This window comes from Pseudomonas entomophila, from assembly GCF_013523125.1.
Lineage (GTDB): Bacteria > Pseudomonadota > Gammaproteobacteria > Pseudomonadales > Pseudomonadaceae > Aquipseudomonas > Aquipseudomonas entomophila_B.
On sequence record NZ_JAAMQJ010000009.1, the window covers coordinates 94,904 to 112,500 of the forward strand.

15 protein-coding genes are annotated in these 17,597 nt (G+C 67.3%); 12 read left to right on the top strand and 3 right to left on the bottom strand.

Going from position 1 to position 17,597, the window contains the following annotated elements:
* Window positions 1-266 precede the first annotated feature (266 nt).
* From map to G7007_RS07580, 4 genes are all read left to right on the top strand, one after another.
* Window positions 267-1,049, top strand: a complete 783-nt coding sequence (gene map, locus G7007_RS07565; RefSeq protein WP_181100443.1) for a type I methionyl aminopeptidase — start codon at window positions 267-269, stop codon at window positions 1,047-1,049.
* Window positions 1,050-1,083: 34 nt separating this feature from the next.
* A complete protein-coding gene (locus G7007_RS07570; RefSeq protein WP_181100444.1) occupies window positions 1,084-3,783 on the top strand; it encodes a [protein-PII] uridylyltransferase in 2,700 nt (899 codons plus the stop codon).
* 22 nt (window positions 3,784-3,805) lie between these two features.
* Window positions 3,806-4,999: a succinyldiaminopimelate transaminase gene (dapC, locus tag G7007_RS07575; protein WP_181100445.1), complete on the top strand. Its 1,194-nt coding sequence runs from the start codon at window positions 3,806-3,808 to the stop codon at window positions 4,997-4,999.
* An 84-nt stretch (window positions 5,000-5,083) separates the two neighbouring features.
* The gene (locus G7007_RS07580; RefSeq protein ID WP_181100446.1) at window positions 5,084-5,809 is read left to right on the top strand and encodes a M12 family metallopeptidase; all 726 of its coding nucleotides are present in this window, start codon (window positions 5,084-5,086) and stop codon (window positions 5,807-5,809) included.
* A 9-nt stretch (window positions 5,810-5,818) separates the two neighbouring features.
* Here G7007_RS07580 and G7007_RS07585 read toward each other — a convergent pair whose 3' ends face one another.
* The gene (locus G7007_RS07585; RefSeq protein ID WP_181100447.1) at window positions 5,819-7,465 is read right to left on the bottom strand and encodes a Na+/H+ antiporter; all 1,647 of its coding nucleotides are present in this window, start codon (window positions 7,463-7,465) and stop codon (window positions 5,819-5,821) included.
* Between the two features lie 383 nt (window positions 7,466-7,848).
* Here G7007_RS07585 and G7007_RS07590 point away from each other — a divergent pair, with 383 nt between their 5' ends.
* The 4 genes from G7007_RS07590 to G7007_RS07605 all read left to right on the top strand — a co-directional run bounded on the left by G7007_RS07590 (window position 7,849) and on the right by G7007_RS07605 (window position 10,953).
* On the top strand, window positions 7,849-8,196 hold the full coding sequence (locus G7007_RS07590; protein ID WP_181100470.1) for an ArsC family reductase: 348 nt from the start codon (window positions 7,849-7,851) through the stop codon (window positions 8,194-8,196).
* A 35-nt stretch (window positions 8,197-8,231) separates the two neighbouring features.
* On the top strand, window positions 8,232-9,266 hold the full coding sequence (gene dapD / locus G7007_RS07595; RefSeq protein ID WP_060392833.1) for a 2,3,4,5-tetrahydropyridine-2,6-dicarboxylate N-succinyltransferase: 1,035 nt from the start codon (window positions 8,232-8,234) through the stop codon (window positions 9,264-9,266).
* A gap of 74 nt (window positions 9,267-9,340) precedes the next feature.
* The gene (locus G7007_RS07600) at window positions 9,341-10,546 is read left to right on the top strand and encodes an aminotransferase class V-fold PLP-dependent enzyme (protein WP_181100448.1); all 1,206 of its coding nucleotides are present in this window, start codon (window positions 9,341-9,343) and stop codon (window positions 10,544-10,546) included.
* Complete coding sequence (locus G7007_RS07605) at window positions 10,543-10,953, top strand: SufE family protein (protein WP_181100449.1); 411 nt, start codon at window positions 10,543-10,545, stop codon at window positions 10,951-10,953. Before G7007_RS07600 ends, G7007_RS07605 begins: the two co-directional genes overlap by 4 nt.
* On the opposite strand, the gene tcdA is transcribed toward G7007_RS07605, so the two are convergent.
* Complete coding sequence (gene tcdA, locus G7007_RS07610) at window positions 10,932-11,756, bottom strand: tRNA cyclic N6-threonylcarbamoyladenosine(37) synthase TcdA (RefSeq protein ID WP_181100450.1); 825 nt, start codon at window positions 11,754-11,756, stop codon at window positions 10,932-10,934. The genes G7007_RS07605 and tcdA overlap by 22 nt on opposite strands.
* Before the next feature lie 248 nt (window positions 11,757-12,004).
* On the opposite strand from tcdA, the gene G7007_RS07615 reads away from it, so the two are divergent.
* The 4 genes from G7007_RS07615 to G7007_RS07630 all read left to right on the top strand — a co-directional run bounded on the left by G7007_RS07615 (window position 12,005) and on the right by G7007_RS07630 (window position 17,246).
* On the top strand, window positions 12,005-14,605 hold the full coding sequence (locus G7007_RS07615) for a glycosyltransferase (RefSeq protein ID WP_181100451.1): 2,601 nt from the start codon (window positions 12,005-12,007) through the stop codon (window positions 14,603-14,605).
* 283 nt (window positions 14,606-14,888) lie between these two features.
* Complete coding sequence (gene dapE / locus G7007_RS07620) at window positions 14,889-16,040, top strand: succinyl-diaminopimelate desuccinylase (protein WP_181100452.1); 1,152 nt, start codon at window positions 14,889-14,891, stop codon at window positions 16,038-16,040.
* On the top strand, window positions 16,040-16,852 hold the full coding sequence (locus G7007_RS07625; RefSeq protein WP_181100453.1) for a putative RNA methyltransferase: 813 nt from the start codon (window positions 16,040-16,042) through the stop codon (window positions 16,850-16,852). Before dapE ends, G7007_RS07625 begins: the two co-directional genes overlap by 1 nt.
* 19 nt (window positions 16,853-16,871) lie before the next feature.
* Complete coding sequence (locus tag G7007_RS07630; protein WP_060392826.1) at window positions 16,872-17,246, top strand: hypothetical protein; 375 nt, start codon at window positions 16,872-16,874, stop codon at window positions 17,244-17,246.
* A 92-nt stretch (window positions 17,247-17,338) separates the two neighbouring features.
* Here G7007_RS07630 and G7007_RS07635 read toward each other — a convergent pair whose 3' ends face one another.
* Window positions 17,339-17,548, bottom strand: coding sequence for a cold-shock protein (locus G7007_RS07635; protein WP_060392825.1), 210 nt, complete (start codon window positions 17,546-17,548; stop codon window positions 17,339-17,341).
* Between the last annotated feature and the right edge of the window lie 49 nt (window positions 17,549-17,597).

The window sequence follows — 17,597 nt, forward strand, 5'->3', positions numbered from 1 at the left end:
CCTCCACGCATCCCAATGACCAACCGCGCATCCAGTGATCCGCGGCACCCAGGCCATCGTGCCGACACGTGTGTGGGTTCAGGCTGACGGGGTCGTCCCCGAAAGCGGCGCATGTTATACCACAGCCGACGGGGGAACGGAACCAGAACCTTGCGCCCCCGGACATGGCATGGCACGCGGGCGGAAGGCCCAGAAACGCGGCCAGGTCTGCTAGAATCGCGGTTTTCCGTTCGTTCGCGCCCTGGCGGCGCCGTAGAGAGCCTGCAATGACCGTAACCCTCAAGACCGCCGAAGACATCGAAAAGATGCGGATCGCCGGCCGCCTGGCCGCCGACGTGCTCGAAATGATCGAAGAGCACGTCAAGCCCGGTGTGACCACCGAGCACCTCGACCGCCTGTGCCACGACTACATCGTCAACGTGCAGAAGGCCATCCCCGCGCCCCTGAACTACAAGGGCTTCCCCAAGTCGATCTGCACCTCGATCAACCACGTGGTCTGCCACGGCATCCCGGGCGACAAGCCGCTCAAGGATGGCGACACGCTGAACATCGACGTCACCGTGATCAAGGACGGCTACCACGGCGACACCAGCCGCATGTTCCACGTCGGCACCGTCGCGCCTTGGGCCGAGCGCCTGTCCCAGGTCACCCAGGAATGCCTGTACAAGGCCATCGAGCTGGTGCGTCCGGGTTGCCGCCTCGGCGACATCGGCGAGGTGATCCAGAAGCACGCCGAGAAGAACGGCTTCTCCGTGGTGCGCGAGTTCTGCGGCCACGGCATCGGCAAGGTGTTCCACGAAGAGCCCCAGGTGCTGCACTACGGCAAGGCCGGCACCGGCATGATCCTCCAGGAGGGCATGACCTTCACCATCGAGCCGATGATCAACCAGGGCAAGGCCGACACCAAGGTACTGGGCGATGGTTGGACGGCGATCACCAAGGACCGCAAGCTGTCGGCGCAGTGGGAGCACACCCTGCTGGTGACGGCCACCGGCTACGAGATCTTCACCCTGCGCAAGGACGACACCCTCCCGCGCACCTCGGCCTGATACCCGGCCGACTGCCCAGACAGGAACCCGATCGATGCCCCAGGTGGATCCCGAACTGTTCGACCGCGGCCAGTTCCAGGCCGAGCTGGCGCTCAAGGCCAGCCCTATCGCGGCCTTCAAGAAGGCCATGCGCCAGGCCGGCGACGTGCTCGACCGGCGCTTTCGCGACGGTCGCGACGTACGTCGGCTGATCGAGGACCGCGCCTGGCTCGTCGACAACCTGCTGCAGCAGGCCTGGAACCAGTTCGACTGGGGCGAGCCGGGCGGCATCGCCCTGGTGGCCGTGGGCGGCTACGGCCGTGGCGAGCTGCACCCTTATTCGGACATCGACCTGCTGATCCTGCTGGGCGAGGACGACCATGAACGCTACCGGGGCGCCATCGAGCAGCTGCTGACCCTGCTGTGGGACATCGGCCTGGAAGTCGGGCAGAGCGTGCGCAGCGTCGCCGAATGCGCCGAGCAGGCCCGCGCCGACATCACGGTCATCACCAACCTCATGGAAAGCCGCACCATCGCCGGCCCCGAGACGCTGCGCAAGCGCATGCTCGAGGCCACCGGGACCGCCCACATGTGGCCGAGCAAGGCGTTCTTCCTGGCCAAGCGCGCCGAGCTGCAGGCACGTCACTACAAGTACAACGACACCGAGTACAACCTCGAGCCCAACGTCAAGGGTTCGCCAGGCGGGCTGCGCGACATCCAGACCGTGCTTTGGGTCGCGCGGCGCCACTACGGCACGCTGAACCTGCACGCCCTGGCCGGTGAAGGTTTCCTGCTGGAGAGCGAGAACGAACTGCTGGCCTCGTCCCAGTCATTCCTGTGGAAGGTGCGCTATGCCCTGCACATGCTCGCCGGGCGCGCCGAGGATCGCCTGCTGTTCGATCACCAGCGCAGCGTGGCCACCCTGCTCGGCTACGACGATGAAAACCCCAAGCGCGCCATCGAACAGTTCATGCAGCAGTACTACCGGGTGGTGATGAGCATCAGCCAGTTGTGCGACCTGATCATCCAGCACTTCGAAGAAGTGATCCTGGCCGACGACAACGGCACGACCCAGCCGCTCAACCCGCGCTTCCGCCTGCACGATGGCTACCTCGAAGCGGTCAACGCCCAGGTGTTCAAGCGCACCCCGTTCGCCATGCTGGAAATCTTCGTTCTGATGGCCCAGCACCCGGCGATCAAGGGCGTGCGCGCCGACACCGTGCGCCTGCTGCGCGAGCACCGGCACCTGATCGACGACGCCTTCCGCCACGACATCCGCAACACCAGCCTGTTCATCGAGCTGTTCAAGTGCGAGGTGGGCATCCACCGCAACCTGCGGCGCATGAACCGCTACGGCATCCTCGGGCGCTACCTGCCCGAGTTCGGCTTCATCGTCGGGCAGATGCAGCACGACCTGTTCCACATCTACACGGTCGATGCGCACACGCTCAATCTGATCAAGCACCTGCGCAAGCTGCAGTACACGCCGGTATCGGAAAAATTCCCGCTGGCCAGCAAGCTGATGGGGCGCCTGCCCAAGCCGGAGCTGATCTACCTGGCCGGCCTGTACCACGACATCGGCAAGGGCCGCCAGGGCGACCATTCGGAAATCGGCGCCGAAGAGGCCGAGGCGTTCTGCCGACGTCATCACCTCCCGGCCTGGGACAGCCGCCTGATCGTCTGGCTGGTGCGCCACCACCTGAGCATGTCCACCACGGCCCAGCGCAAGGACCTGTCCGACCCGCAGGTGATCCACGACTTCGCGCTGCTGGTCGGCGACGAGACGCGCCTGGACTATCTCTACGTGCTCACCGTGGCCGACATCAACGCCACCAACCCGAGCCTGTGGAATTCCTGGCGCGCCAGCCTGCTGCGCCAGCTCTACACCGAGACCAAGCGCGCCCTGCGCCGCGGCCTGGAAAACCCGCTGGACCGCGAAGAGCTGATCCGCCAGACCCAGAGCGCCGCGCTGGACATCCTGGTGCGCGAGGGCACCGACCCGGACGACGTCGAACAGCTCTGGTCGCAGCTGGGCGACGACTATTTCCTGCGCCACACCTCCGCCGACGTCGCCTGGCACACCGATGCCATCCTCCAGCAGCCTGCCGACGGCGGCCCGCTGGTGCTGATCAAGGAAACCACCCAGCGCGAGTTCGAGGGCGGCACGCAGATCTTCATCTATGCACCGGACCAGCACGACTTCTTCGCCGTGACCGTGGCGGCCATGTCGCAGCTCAACCTGAACATCCACGACGCGCGGATCATCACTTCCAGCAGCCAGTTCACCCTCGACACCTACATCGTGCTGGACACCGATGGCGGATCCATCGGCGACGACCCCCAACGCGTGCGCCAGATCCGCGAGGGGTTGACCGAAGCGCTGCGCACGCCCGAAGACTACCCGACCATCATCCAGCGGCGGGTGCCGCGCCAGCTCAAGCACTTCACCTTCGCCCCGCAGGTGACCATCCACAACGACGCGCAGCGGCCGGTGACCGTCCTGGAGCTGACCGCCCCGGATCGTCCCGGGTTGCTGGCGCGCATCGGCCGGATCTTCCTGGAGTTCGACCTGTCCTTGCAGAACGCCAAGATCGCCACCCTGGGCGAGCGGGTCGAGGACGTGTTCTTCATCACCGATGCCGACAACCAGCCACTGTCCGACCCGCAACTGTGCAGCCGCCTGCAGGAGGCGATCGTGCGCCAGTTGCAGGCAGGCCAGCAGAGCGATGGCACCCCTACCCGCGTCACCTTTTGACGATTGACGAGACCTTGCGCCGATGAACCATGCCCTGACCCAGCTTCAGCCCTACCCGTTCGAGAAACTTCGCGCCCTGCTCGGCAGCGTGAAGCCGGCGGCGGACAAACGCCCCATCGCCCTGTCGATCGGTGAGCCGAAGCACGAGTCGCCTGCCTTCGTCACCCAGACCCTGGCGGACCACCTTGGGGACCTGGCGGTCTACCCCAGTACCCTCGGCCTGCCTGCACTGCGCCAGTCGATCGCGCAGTGGTGCGAACGGCGCTTCGGCGTGCCCGCCGGCTGGCTCGATGCCGAGCGCCACGTGCTGCCGGTCAACGGCACGCGCGAGGCCCTGTTCGCGTTCACCCAGGCCGTGGTCAACCGGGCCGACGAGGGCCTGGTGGTGAGCCCCAATCCGTTCTACCAGATCTACGAAGGCGCCGCGCTGCTGGCCGGCGCCACGCCCCACTACCTGCCGTGCCTCGAAGCCAACGGCTTCAACCCCGACTTCGACGCCGTGCCGGCGCAAGTCTGGCAGCGCTGCCAGATCCTCTTCCTCTGCTCGCCAGGCAACCCGACGGGCGCCCTGGTGCCGCTCGAGACCCTGAAGAAGCTGATCGCCCTGGCCGACCAGTACGATTTCGTGATCGCCGCCGACGAGTGCTACAGCGAGCTGTACTTCGACGAAGACCACCCGCCTGCCGGCCTGCTGACGGCCTGCGCCGAACTGGGCCGCCAGGATTTCCACCGCTGCGTGGTGTTCCACAGCCTGTCCAAGCGTTCGAACCTGCCCGGCCTGCGCTCGGGCTTCGTCGCCGGCGATGCGCGCATCCTCAAGCCGTTCCTGCTGTACCGCACCTACCACGGCTGCGCCATGCCGGTGCCGACCCAGCGCGCGAGCATCGCGGCCTGGGGCGACGAAGCGCACGTGCGTGCCAACCGCGACCAGTACCGCGCCAAGTTCGACGCGGTCCTGGACATCCTGCAGCCGGTGCTCGACGTCCAGCGCCCGGACGGCAGCTTTTACCTGTGGGCCAAGGTCCCGGGCGATGACGCCGCCTTCGCCCGCGACCTGTTCGAGACCGAGCACGTGACGGTGGTGCCCGGCGCGTACCTGTCGCGCGAGGTGGACGGCGTCAACCCAGGCGCCGGGCGCGTGCGCATGGCCCTGGTCGCTCCACTGGCCGACTGCATCGAAGCGGCCGAGCGCATCCGTGACTTTCTGTCACGCTGATCGCACCCGGCCCAGCATTATCTAACACGCAGCGCACACGCCGCCGCACGAGACTCCGGGGCCCTACCTCACCGGAGTCTCGCCATGCTGGACCTGATGCTGTGCCACTGCCGCAAAGCCGCTGACCCGCTGCTCGCCTACCAGGTCGCCCTCGCCGAAAACCCGGCCAACGCCGGCCCTGGATCGAGCGGGGGACGCAAGAAGCGTTCGATCGCCTACGTCGACAAGCTCTGGGCGCCGGGCCGTACCCTGCGCATCAGCTTCACCAATGAGCCGGAAACGTCGCTCAAGCAGGCGATCTTCGAGGCGGCCTGTCAGTGGCTGCCCTACGTGAACCTGCGGTTCGAGCGGGTCGAGGACGACAGCGACAGCGAGATCAAGGTCTTCACCGGCGGTGCGCCGACCTTCAACTACTCGATGTTCGGCACCGATGCGCTGACCAGCGCCGATGCCTCCATGGTGCTCGGGGTCACCCCCGACATGGACAGCTTCGAGCACACCGTCATCCATGAATTCGGCCATGCCCTGGGCGCCGAGCACGAGCACCAGCACCCGGATGCCGACATCCCCTGGGACATTCCGAAGGTCTATGCCTGGTACGCCGCCAAGGGTCATTCCAAGGCCGTGGTCGACGAGTCGGTGCTGGCCAAGATCGACAACCCGCGGGTGCGCAAGACGCCTTACGATCGCCACTCGATCATGCATTACCCGGTGCCACAGGAACTGACCCTGGGCGACTGGGAGGTCGGCATCAACACGTGCATCAGCGAGAAGGACAAGCAGTTCATGCGCCTGGCCTACCCTCGCTGAGGCGATGATTCACTTGGTCCGCGCCAGGTTGGCCTCGCTCAGGTCCAGTTCACCGAGGATCTGCCGGACCACCTCGTTGCCGACCTGGTGCCGACGGTGCAGCGCGTAGAGCTCCAGGCGCTGAGCGCGCAAGGCCTTGAGCCGCAGGTGCCGCTCGAGCTGGTCCATGCGCTCGGCCAGGGCGCGCGTCTCGGCGCTGTGGTTGTAGCGTTCGAGCTGGTCGCGGTACTCGGCCATCAGCCGCCCCTTGAGCTCGACCGCAAGCGTGGCCAGGTCGGCGTTCTGCGGCGCATCGGCTTCGCTCAAGTCCTCGGCTTCCAAGGCATGGATGGCCGCCTCGGCCGTCCGTCGCCAGGCCTCCTGCACTTCCTGGTCCATGCGCTCGTCGGCGCTCTTGTCGACCCCGCGCAGCAGCAGTGGCAGGGTGATGCAGGCGCTGACCAGCGACAGCAGGATCACCCCCGCGGCGATGAAGATCAGCAGGTCGCGCTGGGGGAAGGCCTGATCGGCGCCGATCAGTAAGGGCACCGACATGACACCGGCCAAGGTCACCGCCCCGCGCACGCCGCCCAGGGTCAGCAGCCAGCAGGAACGCGCGGTCGGCAGCATCACCAGGGCCGACTTGCCCCGCCAATGGCGGAGCCGGCCGATGATGCGCCAGACGCTTTGCACCCAGACGAAGCGCAGCAGCACCAGGGTGGCGAAGATCGCCAGCACGTCCAGGCAGCGCCAGGCCAGCGTCGGCCAGAGCGACGTCTCGTGACTGGCCACGGCCTTGACGATATCAGGCAACTGCAAGCCCAGCAGCAGGAAGATCAGCCCGTTGAAGGCGAACTCCAGCAGCGACCAGACGCTGCGGTTGAGCAGCCGGGTACTAGTCTGGCGCGGCAGCAGGTCCAGCCAGCTCTGCATCATGCCGGCCGCCACCGCCGAAAGGATGCCCGATGCCCCCAGGCGCTCGGCCAGGACATAGGCGGCGAACGGCAGCAGCAGCATGAACACCACATGGGTGGCCGGATCGTCCCAGCCCCGGCCGATCATCCACATGCGCAACCGCCCGATCAGCCAGCTCAGGGCCACGCCTACCGCCAGCCCGCCCAGCGCCACCAGCAGGAAGGTCACGCTGGCCTCGGCCAGCGAGAATGCCCCGGTGATGGCCGCTGCCAGGGCGAACTTGAAGGTCACCAGGCCCGAGGCATCGTTCATCAGGGCCTCGCCCTGGAGCATGTGCATCAACGGCTTGGGCAGACGGTCCTGGGTGATCGCCGACACGGCCACCGCATCGGTGGGCGACAGGATCGCCGCCAGGGCGAAGGCGGCGGCCAGGGGAATGCTCGGTAGCAGCCAATGGATGAAGTACCCGGCACCGACGACGGTGAACAGCACCAGCCCGACCGCCAGCCCCACCACAGGTCCGCGCAGCCGCCACAGCGCGCGCTTCGGAATACGCCAGCCGTCGACGAACAGCAGCGGCGGCAGGAACAGAAAGAGGAACAGTTCAGGGTCCAGCGCCACGTGCAGGCCCAGGGTCGGCCAGGCCAGCAAGGCTCCGGCGGCGATCTGGATCAACGGCAACGGCAGCGGAACGACGCGAACCAGCAGTTTGGAGAGACTTACCAGCGTCAGCAGGATAAGCACGGTGTAGGCTGACTGCATTGGAGCATGTGTCCTGTGTGAGCGAAGGCCAAGGGCGGCCGGCGGTCGCGGGCGGCGTCATGGTAAGGCTGAAGGGCACGGCAGAACCGTGCGACCAACGTCGTACCCCGGCGACGCCCGCGTCGAGGGCCGCGACGACCTGCAATGGACCACGGCACGGTCCTCAGGTGCCGCGCTCATGGCATCCGCGCCGTCGATGCCGCATAATCGGCCGTCCACTGTTCAAGGAGCACCGAGGCGGCACGCCAGGCTCGGACAGGGGTCGGTCGAGTTGCCCTGTACCGTTCGGAGACGGTAGAGCCCGTTGCGGCTCCCTTCCGGTCGATCAGTCTCCCTGCACCGCTTCCTGCCCGTTCGAACCGCGTATGGCCTCCCGACACGCGATGACCCCGACTCTCTACGGCATCAAGGCTTGCGACACCATGAAGAAGGCCCGTACCTGGCTCGACGCGCAGGCCATCGCCTATACCTTCCACGACTACAAGACCCAAGGCATCGACCGTGACCGTCTGGCGCGCTGGTGCGACGAGCACGGCTGGCAGGTCGTCCTGAACCGTGCCGGCACCACCTTCCGCAAGCTCGACGAGGCCAGCAAGGCCGACCTCGACCAGGCCAGGGCCATCGACCTGATGCTGGCCCAGCCCTCGATGATCAAGCGCCCGGTGCTGGATCTGGGCCAACGCACGCTGGTCGGCTTCGCGCCCGACCGGTACGCCGCCGCCCTGACCTGATTTTCCGCTTTCCCTTATTCGCAAGAGGTAACCGCATGTCCACTACCCTGTTCAGCCTGGCCTTCGGCGTCGGCACCCAGAACCGCCAGGGCACCTGGCTGGAAGTCTTCTACGCGCTGCCCCTGGTGGCCCCCTCCAGCGCCCTGGTCGAGGCGATCGCCCCGGTGCTTGGCTACGAAGGCGGCAACCAGGCCATCACCATCAGCACGACCCAGGCCGCGCAACTGGCCGAGGCCGTGCGCTCGGTCGATGCCGCCCAGGCTGCCCTGCTGACCCGCCTGGCGGAAAGCCAGAAGCCGCTGGTGGCGACCCTGCTGGCCGAGGACGGCGCCCTGACCTCGACCCCGGAAGCCTACCTGAAGCTGCACCTGCTCTCGCACCGCCTGGTCAAGCCCCATGGCGTGAGCCTGGCCGGCATCTTCCCGCTGCTGCCGAACATCGCCTGGACCAGCCAGGGTGCCATCGACCTGGCCGAGCTGGCCGAGCAGCAGCTCGAAGCGCGCCTGCGCGGCGACCTGCTGGAAGTCTTCTCGGTGGACAAGTTCCCGAAGATGACCGACTACGTGGTGCCGGCCGGTGTGCGCATCGCCGACAGCGCGCGGGTCCGCCTGGGCGCCTACATCGGCGAAGGCACCACCATCATGCACGAGGGCTTCGTCAACTTTAACGCCGGCACCGAAGGCCCGGGCATGATCGAAGGCCGTGTCTCGGCCGGCGTGTTCGTCGGCAAGGGGTCGGACCTGGGTGGCGGCTGCTCGACCATGGGCACCCTGTCCGGTGGCGGCAACATCGTCATCACCGTCGGCGAAGGCTGCCTGATCGGCGCCAACGCCGGTATCGGCATCCCGCTGGGCGACCGCAACACCGTCGAGGCAGGCCTGTACATCACCGCCGGCACCAAGGTGCAGCTGCTGGACGAGCAGAACCAGCTGGTCAAGGTGGTCAAGGCGCGCGACCTGGCGGGCCAGACCGACCTGCTGTTCCGCCGCAATTCGGTCAGCGGCGCGGTCGAGTGCAAGACCCACAAGTCGGCCATCGAGCTGAACGAGGCCCTGCACGCCCACAACTGAGGCCTGCAGCGACCTGAAGTGATAAGATCGGGCCTGGCTTCTTGCCAGGCCCGTTTCTTTTCCAGGTCCTACACATGTTCCAGCCCTCCCCCTGGCGCGCCGACTTCCCCGCCGTCGCTGCCCTGCACCGCCAGCACCAGACCTACCTGGACAGCGCGGCCACCGCCCAGAAACCCCAGGCCATGCTGGACGCTCTCAATCACTATTACGGCGGGGGCGCCGCCAACGTCCACCGGGCCCAGCACGTGCCGGGCGCCCTGGCGACCCAGGCATTCGAGGCGACGCGCAGCGCATTGGCCGCCTGGACAGGGGGTGGCGAGGCCCAGCAGTTCATCTTCACCCACGGGGCCACCTCGGCGCTGAACCTGCTGGCCTACGGCCTCGAACATGGCTTGGAGGCCGGCGACGAAATCGCCGTCAGCGCCCTGGAGCACCACGCCAACCTGCTGCCTTGGCAGCAGCTGGCACGGCGCCGCGGCCTGCGTCTGGTGATCCTGCCGATCGACGGGCAGGGCCGCATCGACGTGGAACAGGCGCTGCAGCTGATCGGCCCGCGGACCCGGCTGGTGGCGGTCAGCCAGCTGTCCAACGTGCTGGGCACCTGGCAACCCCTGGCACCCTTGTTGACCCACGCCCGTGCCCAAGGGGCCCTGAGCGTGGTCGATGGGGCTCAAGGCGTGGTCCACGGCCGGCCCGACCTGCACGCCCTGGGCTGCGATTTCTACGTATTCTCCAGCCACAAATTGTATGGGCCGGACGGTGTGGGCGTGCTGTACGGGCGCCCGGCAGCGCTGTCTCAGCTGAAGCACTGGCAGTACGGCGGCGAGATGGTGCACCTGGCCGACTACCATGAGGCAAGCTTCCGTTCCGCGCCCCTGGGGTTCGAAGCGGGCACGCCACCGGTGGCGGGCGTGATCGGGCTGGGGGCGACCCTGGCGTACCTGAACGGCCTGGACCTGGCGGCCGTGGCGGCTCACGAGGCCGCGCTGCACCGTGCGCTGTGCGAGGGCCTGCGCGCACGCGAGGGCGTGCGCCTGCTGGGCGATCCTGAGGTGGCACTGGCCAGCTTCGTGGTCGAAGGCGTGCACAATGCCGACATCGCCCACCTGCTGACCGAACAGGGCATCGCCGTGCGCGTGGGGCATCATTGCGCCATGCCGCTGCTCGAGCAGCTCGGCCTGGGCGGCGCGATCCGCGTGTCGCTGGGCCTGTACAACGACGGCGACGACCTGGCGCGGTTCTTCGACGCCTTCGACCAGGCCCTGGAGCTGTTGCGATGAGCCTGTCGACTGCGGCCCGCGAGACCCTGCTGGCCTTCGAGCAAGCGCAGGGCTGGGAACAGCGCGCGCGCCTGCTGATGCAGTGGGGGCAGCGGTTGTCCCCGCTGGCGGATGCCGACAAAGTCGATGCCAACCGGGTGCACGGTTGCGAAAGCGTGGTCTGGCTGACCGCGCAGGCCGTCGACGGGCACTGGCAGTTCCAGGCCGACAGCGAGGCGCGGCTGCTCAAGGGCTTGCTGGCGGTACTGCTGGTGCGCGTGCAGGGGCTCGACCAGGACGCACTGGCCCATGTCGACCTGGCCGACTGGTTCGCGCAGCTGGGCCTTGAGCGTCAGCTCACCCCCTCACGCAGCAACGGCCTGCACGCCGTGCTGCAGCGCATGGCTCAACTGGCTGCTGGTGCCTGAGCCGCGGCACGCTCCGCAGGACGTCGCGCGCCGCCCACCAGTTTTTCCACCAGTTTGCTGGCGGCGACCATGCCGAAGGTCGCGGTGACCATCATCACCGCGCCGAAGCCGCCGGCGCAGTCCAGGCGCACGCCTTCACCGACGAAACTCTTCTGCAGGCAGACGCTGCCATCGCCTTTCGGGTAGCGCAGCTGCTCGCTGGAGAACACGCACGGCACCCCGTAGTTGCGGCTGACGTTGCGCGAGAACTGGTAGTCGCGGCGCAGGGTCGAGCGCACCCGCGAAGCCAGCGGGTCGTTGAAGGTCTTGTTGAGGTCGCCGACCTGGATCTGGGTCGGGTCGATCTGCCCGCCGGCGCCGCCCGTGGTGACGATGGCGATCTTGCGCCGCCGGCACCAGGCGATCAGCGCGGCCTTGGCCTTGACACTGTCGATGCAGTCGACCACACCGTCGAAGCCTTCGTGGATGTACTCGACCATGGTGTCGCGGGTCACGAAATCGGCCACCGCATGCACCACGCAGGCCGGGTTGATGGCGCGCAACCGCTCGGCCATGACCTCGACCTTGGCACGGCCGACCTGCCCCTCGAGCGCGTGGGCCTGGCGGTTGGTGTTGCTCACGCAGACATCGTCGAGGTCGAACAGGGTGATCTCGCCTACCCCGCTGCGCGCCAGGGCTTCGGCCACCCAGGAGCCGACCCCGCCGATGCCGACCACGCCGACGTGGGCGCGGCGCAGGCGCTCGAGGCCATCGTCGCCGTACAGCCGGGCAACGCCGGCGAAGCGTGGATCTTCTGTGCTCATGTCGCCAAACCTTGAAAAAACCGGCGCGCAGTATAAAGCAGTTGGCCGGATGACGAACCACCGACAGGCCGGCGCCAGCCCGCCAGGAGCTCAAGGGTGCGTCCGTCAAGGGGATTAATCTGCGCAACCCTGCTTTAATGAGCCATGGCCTACAGGGAAAAGCCCACGCTCCCGGCAGGACGGAACCCCTCACCTTCGGACAGCCGCTCCTGCCCTCGCCGGCCAGGGCGTTGGAATCTCACTCGCTTATGTCGTCACGCAAATTCGGCCTCAACCTGGTCGTGGTGCTGGTCATCGCCGCCTTGTTCACTGGCTTCTGGGCCTTGATCAATCGCCCGGTGTCCGCCCCCGCCTGGCCCGAACAGATCTCGGGCTTCTCGTATTCGCCGTTTCGCCTGAACGAAAGCCCGCAGCGGGGTCAGTACCCCAGCGAGCAGGAGCTGCGCGAAGACCTGACGCAACTGAGCGCGCTGACCGACAGCATCCGCCTCTACACCGTCGAAGGCAGCCAGGCGCAAATCCCCCGGCTGGCCGAGGAACTGGGCCTGCGGGTGACCCTGGGCATCTGGATCAGCTCGGACCTGGAACGCAACGAGCGCGAGATCGCCCGGGCCATCGCGCTGGCCAATACCTCGCGCAGCGTGATCCGCGTGGTGGTCGGCAACGAAGCGCTGTTTCGCGAGGAGGTCACACCCGAGGGGTTGATCGCCTACCTGGACCGGGTGCGCGCCGCCGTCAAGGTGCCGGTCACCACCAGCGAGCAGTGGCACATCTGGAAGGCGCACCCCGAGCTGGCCGGGCACGTGGACCTGATCGCCGCGCACATCCTGCCGTACTGGGAGTTCGTGCCGATGAGCGATGCGGTGCAGTTCGTGCTCGACCGTGCCCGCGAGCTCAAGCAGCAGTTCCCGCGCAAGCCGCTGCTGCTGTCCGAGGTCGGCTGGCCGAGCAACGGGCGCATGCGCGGCGGCGCCGACGCCACCCAGGCCGACCAGGCCATCTACCTGCGCACCCTGGTCAACACGCTCAACCGGCGCGGCTACAACTACTTTGTGATCGAAGCCTACGACCAACCCTGGAAAGCCAGCGACGAAGGGTCGGTGGGTGCGTACTGGGGCGTGTTCAACGCCGCGCGCCAGCAGAAATTCAATTTCGAAGGCCCGGTGGTGGCGATCCCGCAGTGGCGCGCCCTGGCCGTGGCCTCGGTGGTGCTGGCCCTGCTGGCTTTGGCGCTGCTGCTGATCGATGGCTCGACCCTGCGCCAGCGCGGGCGCACCTTCCTGACCGTCATCGCGTTTCTCTGCGGCTCGGTGCTGGTGTGGATCGCCTACGACTACAGCCAGCAGTACAGCACTTGGTTCAGCCTGACCGTGGGCGTGCTGCTGGGGCTGGGCGCGCTGGGCGTGTTCATCGTGCTGCTGACCGAGGCCCACGAGCTGGCCGAGGCGGTCTGGATCCACAAGCGCCGCCGGGAATTCCTGCCGGTGCACACCGACCGCGCCTACCGCCCCAAGGTGTCGGTGCACGTGCCGTGCTACAACGAGCCGCCGGAGATGGTCAAGCAGACCCTCGATGCCCTGGCCGCGCTGGACTACCCCGACTTCGAAGTGCTGGTGATCGACAACAACACCCAGGATCCGGCCGTGTGGGAACCGCTCAAGGCGCACTGCGAGCGTCTCGGCGAACGCTTCAGGTTCTTCCATGTCTCGCCGCTCGCAGGGTTCAAGGGCGGCGCGCTGAACTACCTGCTGCCGCACACCGCTGCGGATGCCGAGGTGGTCGCGGTGATCGACTCGGACTACTGTGTCGATCGCCACTGGCTCAAGCACATGGTGCCGCACTTCGCCGACCCGACGATCGCCGTGGTGCAGTCGCCCCAGGACTACCGAGACGCGCACGAGAGCCTGTTCAAGACGCTCTGCTACAGCGAGTACAAGGGCTTCTTCCACATCGGCATGGTCACTCGCAACGAACGCAATGCGATCATCCAGCACGGCACCATGACCATGACACGCCGCTCGGTGCTCGACGAGCTGGGCTGGGCCGAGTGGTGCATCTGCGAGGATGCCGAGCTGGGCCTGCGGGTGTTCGAGCGCGGCTATTCGGCCGCCTACGCCCACGCCAGCTATGGCCAGGGGTTGATGCCGGACACCTTCATCGACTTCAAGAAGCAGCGTTTCCGCTGGGCGTATGGCGCCATCCAGATCATCAAGCACCATGCCGGTGCCCTGCTGCGCGGCCGTGGCAGCGAGCTGACCCGCGGGCAGCGCTACCATTTTCTGGCCGGCTGGCTGCCCTGGATCGCCGACGGCATGAACATCTTCTTCACCGTCGGTGCGCTGCTCTGGTCGGCGGCGATGATCATCGTGCCCCAGCGGGTCGATCCGCCCTTGCTGATGTTCGCCATCCCGCCCCTGGCGCTGTTCGGCTTCAAGGTCGGCAAGATCCTGTTCCTCTACCGCCGCGCGGTGGGCGTCGACCTGAAGGACGCCTTCGCGGCGGCCCTGGCCGGCCTGGCGCTGTCGCACACCATCGCCAAGGCGGTGCTATACGGGTTCTTCACCCGCAGCATGCCGTTCATCCGCACCCCCAAGCACGCCGACAGCCATGGCGTGCTGGTGGCCATCGCCGAGGCCCGGGAGGAGCTGTTCATCCTGTTGCTGTTGTGGAGCGCGGCGGCGGGCATCTGCCTGGTCCAGGGCCTGCCCAACACGGACATGCGCTTCTGGGTGGTGATGCTGCTGGTGCAGTCGCTGCCCTACCTGGCGGCCCTGGTGATGGCGTTTCTGTCGTCGTTGCCACGGCGAGAGACGCTGGCAGAGCGGGCTTCTCATGGGGAAGGCGCTTGATACGTGGGCCATGGCGTGCCAGGTCCGACGTCTTCAGAGACCATGGCGCGGTCGCGTCGGACGTGCCCTCGGCGTGGCTTTGATATAAGATAACGGACTTTATGTGTGGCCTTGATGCGCCAGGATCTGGCCGATCCTGGGACCGCTGCGCAGTCCATCGCGGCGCTGGGGCCGCTCCTACAGGTTGGCCTCAGGGTCCGGACCGGGGGCGGTTCTGTCGCGGCGAGGGACTGCATGACGACGCTGGCCACCCCGCCCCCTCGCCCTGCCCCTGGAGTGACCCATGACGGCCTCAGCCGACCTCTCGCCTACCCTTCAACTGGCCTGCGACCTGATCCGCCGTCCGTCCGTGACCCCGGTCGATGCCGATTGCCAGGCGCAGATGATGCGCCGCCTGGAACAGGTCGGCTTCGCGCTCGAGCCGATGCGCATCGAGGACGTCGACAACTTCTGGGCCACCCACGGCAGTGGGGACGGCCCGGTGCTGTGCTTCGCCGGGCATACCGACGTGGTCCCCACCGGCCCGCTGCAGGCCTGGACGCACCAGCCCTTCGAGGCGCTGATCGACGAGCAGGGCATGCTGTGCGGGCGAGGCGCCGCCGACATGAAGGGCAGCCTGGCCTCGATGGTGGTGGCCAGCGAGCGCTTCGTGCGCGACTACCCCGACCATCGCGGGCAGGTCGCCTTCCTGATCACCAGCGACGAGGAAGGCCCGGCCGACCACGGCACCAAGGCCGTGGTCGAACGCCTGCGCGCTCGTCAGCAGCGGCTGGATTGGTGCATCGTCGGCGAGCCGTCCAGCACCTCGCTGCTCGGTGACGTGGTCAAGAACGGCCGTCGCGGCTCGCTGGGGGCGACCCTGACCGTGCGCGGCAAACAAGGCCATGTGGCCTACCCGCACCTGGCGCGCAACCCGATCCACCTGGCCGCGCCCGCGCTGGCCGAACTGGCGGCCGAGCACTGGGATGCCGGCAACGCGTTCTTCCCGCCGACCAGCTTCCAGATCTCCAACCTCAATGCCGGCACCGGTGCCACCAACGTGGTGCCGGGCGAGTTGACGGCGCTGTTCAACTTCCGCTTCTCCACCGAATCGACGGTCGAGGGCCTGCAGCAGCGCGTCGCGGCCATCCTCGATGCGCACCAGCTGGACTGGTCGATCGACTGGTCGCTGTCCGGCCTGCCGTTCCTGACCGAGCCGGGTGACCTGCTCGATGCCGTGGCCGCCAGTATCCATGCCGTGACAGGCCGCCAGACCCAACCCTCCACCAGCGGCGGGACGTCGGACGGGCGTTTCATCGCCACGCTCGGCACCCAGGTGGTCGAACTGGGCCCGGTCAACGCCACGATTCACCAGGTCGACGAGCGTATCCTGGCCAGCGACCTGGACCTGCTGACCGAGATCTACTACCAGACCCTGGTGAGGTTGCTCGCCTGATGCTCGCCTGTCCGCTGTGCCATGCGCCGCTGGCGCGCCTCGACAACGGTGTCGCCTGTGCGGCCGGTCATCGTTTCGATCGCGCGCGCCAGGGCTACCTGAACCTGCTGCCGGTGCAGCACAAGAACAGCCGCGACCCAGGCGACAACCAGGCCATGGTCGAAGCCCGGCGCGGCTTTCTCGAGGCCGGCCACTACGCGCCGGTGGCCCAGCGCCTGGCCGAACTGGCGGCCGAGCGTCACCCGGCCGCCTGGCTGGACATCGGCTGTGGTGAAGGCTACTACACCGCGCAGATCGCCCAGGCCCTGCCTGACGCCGACGGCTATGCCCTGGACATTTCCCGCGAAGCGGTCAAGCGTGCCTGCCGACGCGCCACCGAGGTCACCTGGCTGGTCGCCAGCATGGCGCGGGTGCCGCTGGCCGATGCCAGCTGCCAGTTCATCGCCAGCGTCTTCAGCCCGCTCGACTGGCAGGAGGCCCTGCGCCTGCTGAGCCCAGGAGGGGGCCTGATGCGCGTGGGCCCGACCTGCGACCACCTGATGGAATTGCGCCAGGTGCTCTACGATGAGGTGCGCCCGTACGCCGACGACAAGCACCTGGCCTTGGTGCCGGCCGCGATGCGGCATACCCACAGCGAGACCCTGACCTTCCGCCTGTCGCTGGCCGAGCCCCAGGCGCGTGCCGACCTGCTGGCGATGACGCCGCATGGCTGGCGTGCCAGCGCCGAACGGCGTGCGCGGGTGATCGACCAGCCCGAACCGTTCGACGTCACCGTTTCCATGCGCTATGACTATTTCGTGCGCCAAGACTGAGCACACCCGGAGCCCTTTGATGCGCCAACCCGATATCGAGATCTACCTCAAGGACAGCGACGTGTCCCGCCATCAGGTCACCACCTGGCTCGAGCAGGCGCTGGGCCAGTGCTCGGCCTGGCAGCAGCAAGGCCAGACCTGGAAGTGCCGTGCCGGTAACATTCCGGTCACCTGGGTACCCAACGCTGTAGGGAAATGGAACAGCCTGCTGCTGGAAAGCGACCAGACCCCCTGGGAGGATGACATCGCCTGCGCCCACGCCGTGTACGCGGCGCTGCAGGTGGAAGTGCGCTGTGCCCCCGGCAGCTGGGTCGAAGAAGAAGGCGAGGAAGACGCCGATCGCTGGGTGCGCATCAGCGCCGATGGCGAACAGGAAATCACCTGGCGGACCTGACCGTCCTGGCGTGGCGGCCTGCCTGACCGGACCTTGCCGTCCGACGCCCTGCGCATCGGGCCACGCCTTGTAGGGCGCGGCCCGACGACGCCTCACAAGCCCAGGACGTCCTCGGCCTGGAGGCCTTTCTGGCCTTCGACCAGCGCATATTCCACACGTTGACCTTCGAGCAGGGTGCGGTGCCCTTCACCCCGGATGGCTCGGAAATGGACGAAGACGTCCGCGCCCCCTTCCCGCTGAATGAAGCCATAGCCCTTGGCATCGTTGAACCACTTCACGCTTCCAGTTTCACGAGACGACATCGGTACCACTCCTGATCTTTTGTTTTTGACGAGCATCGCAGCCCCGCGG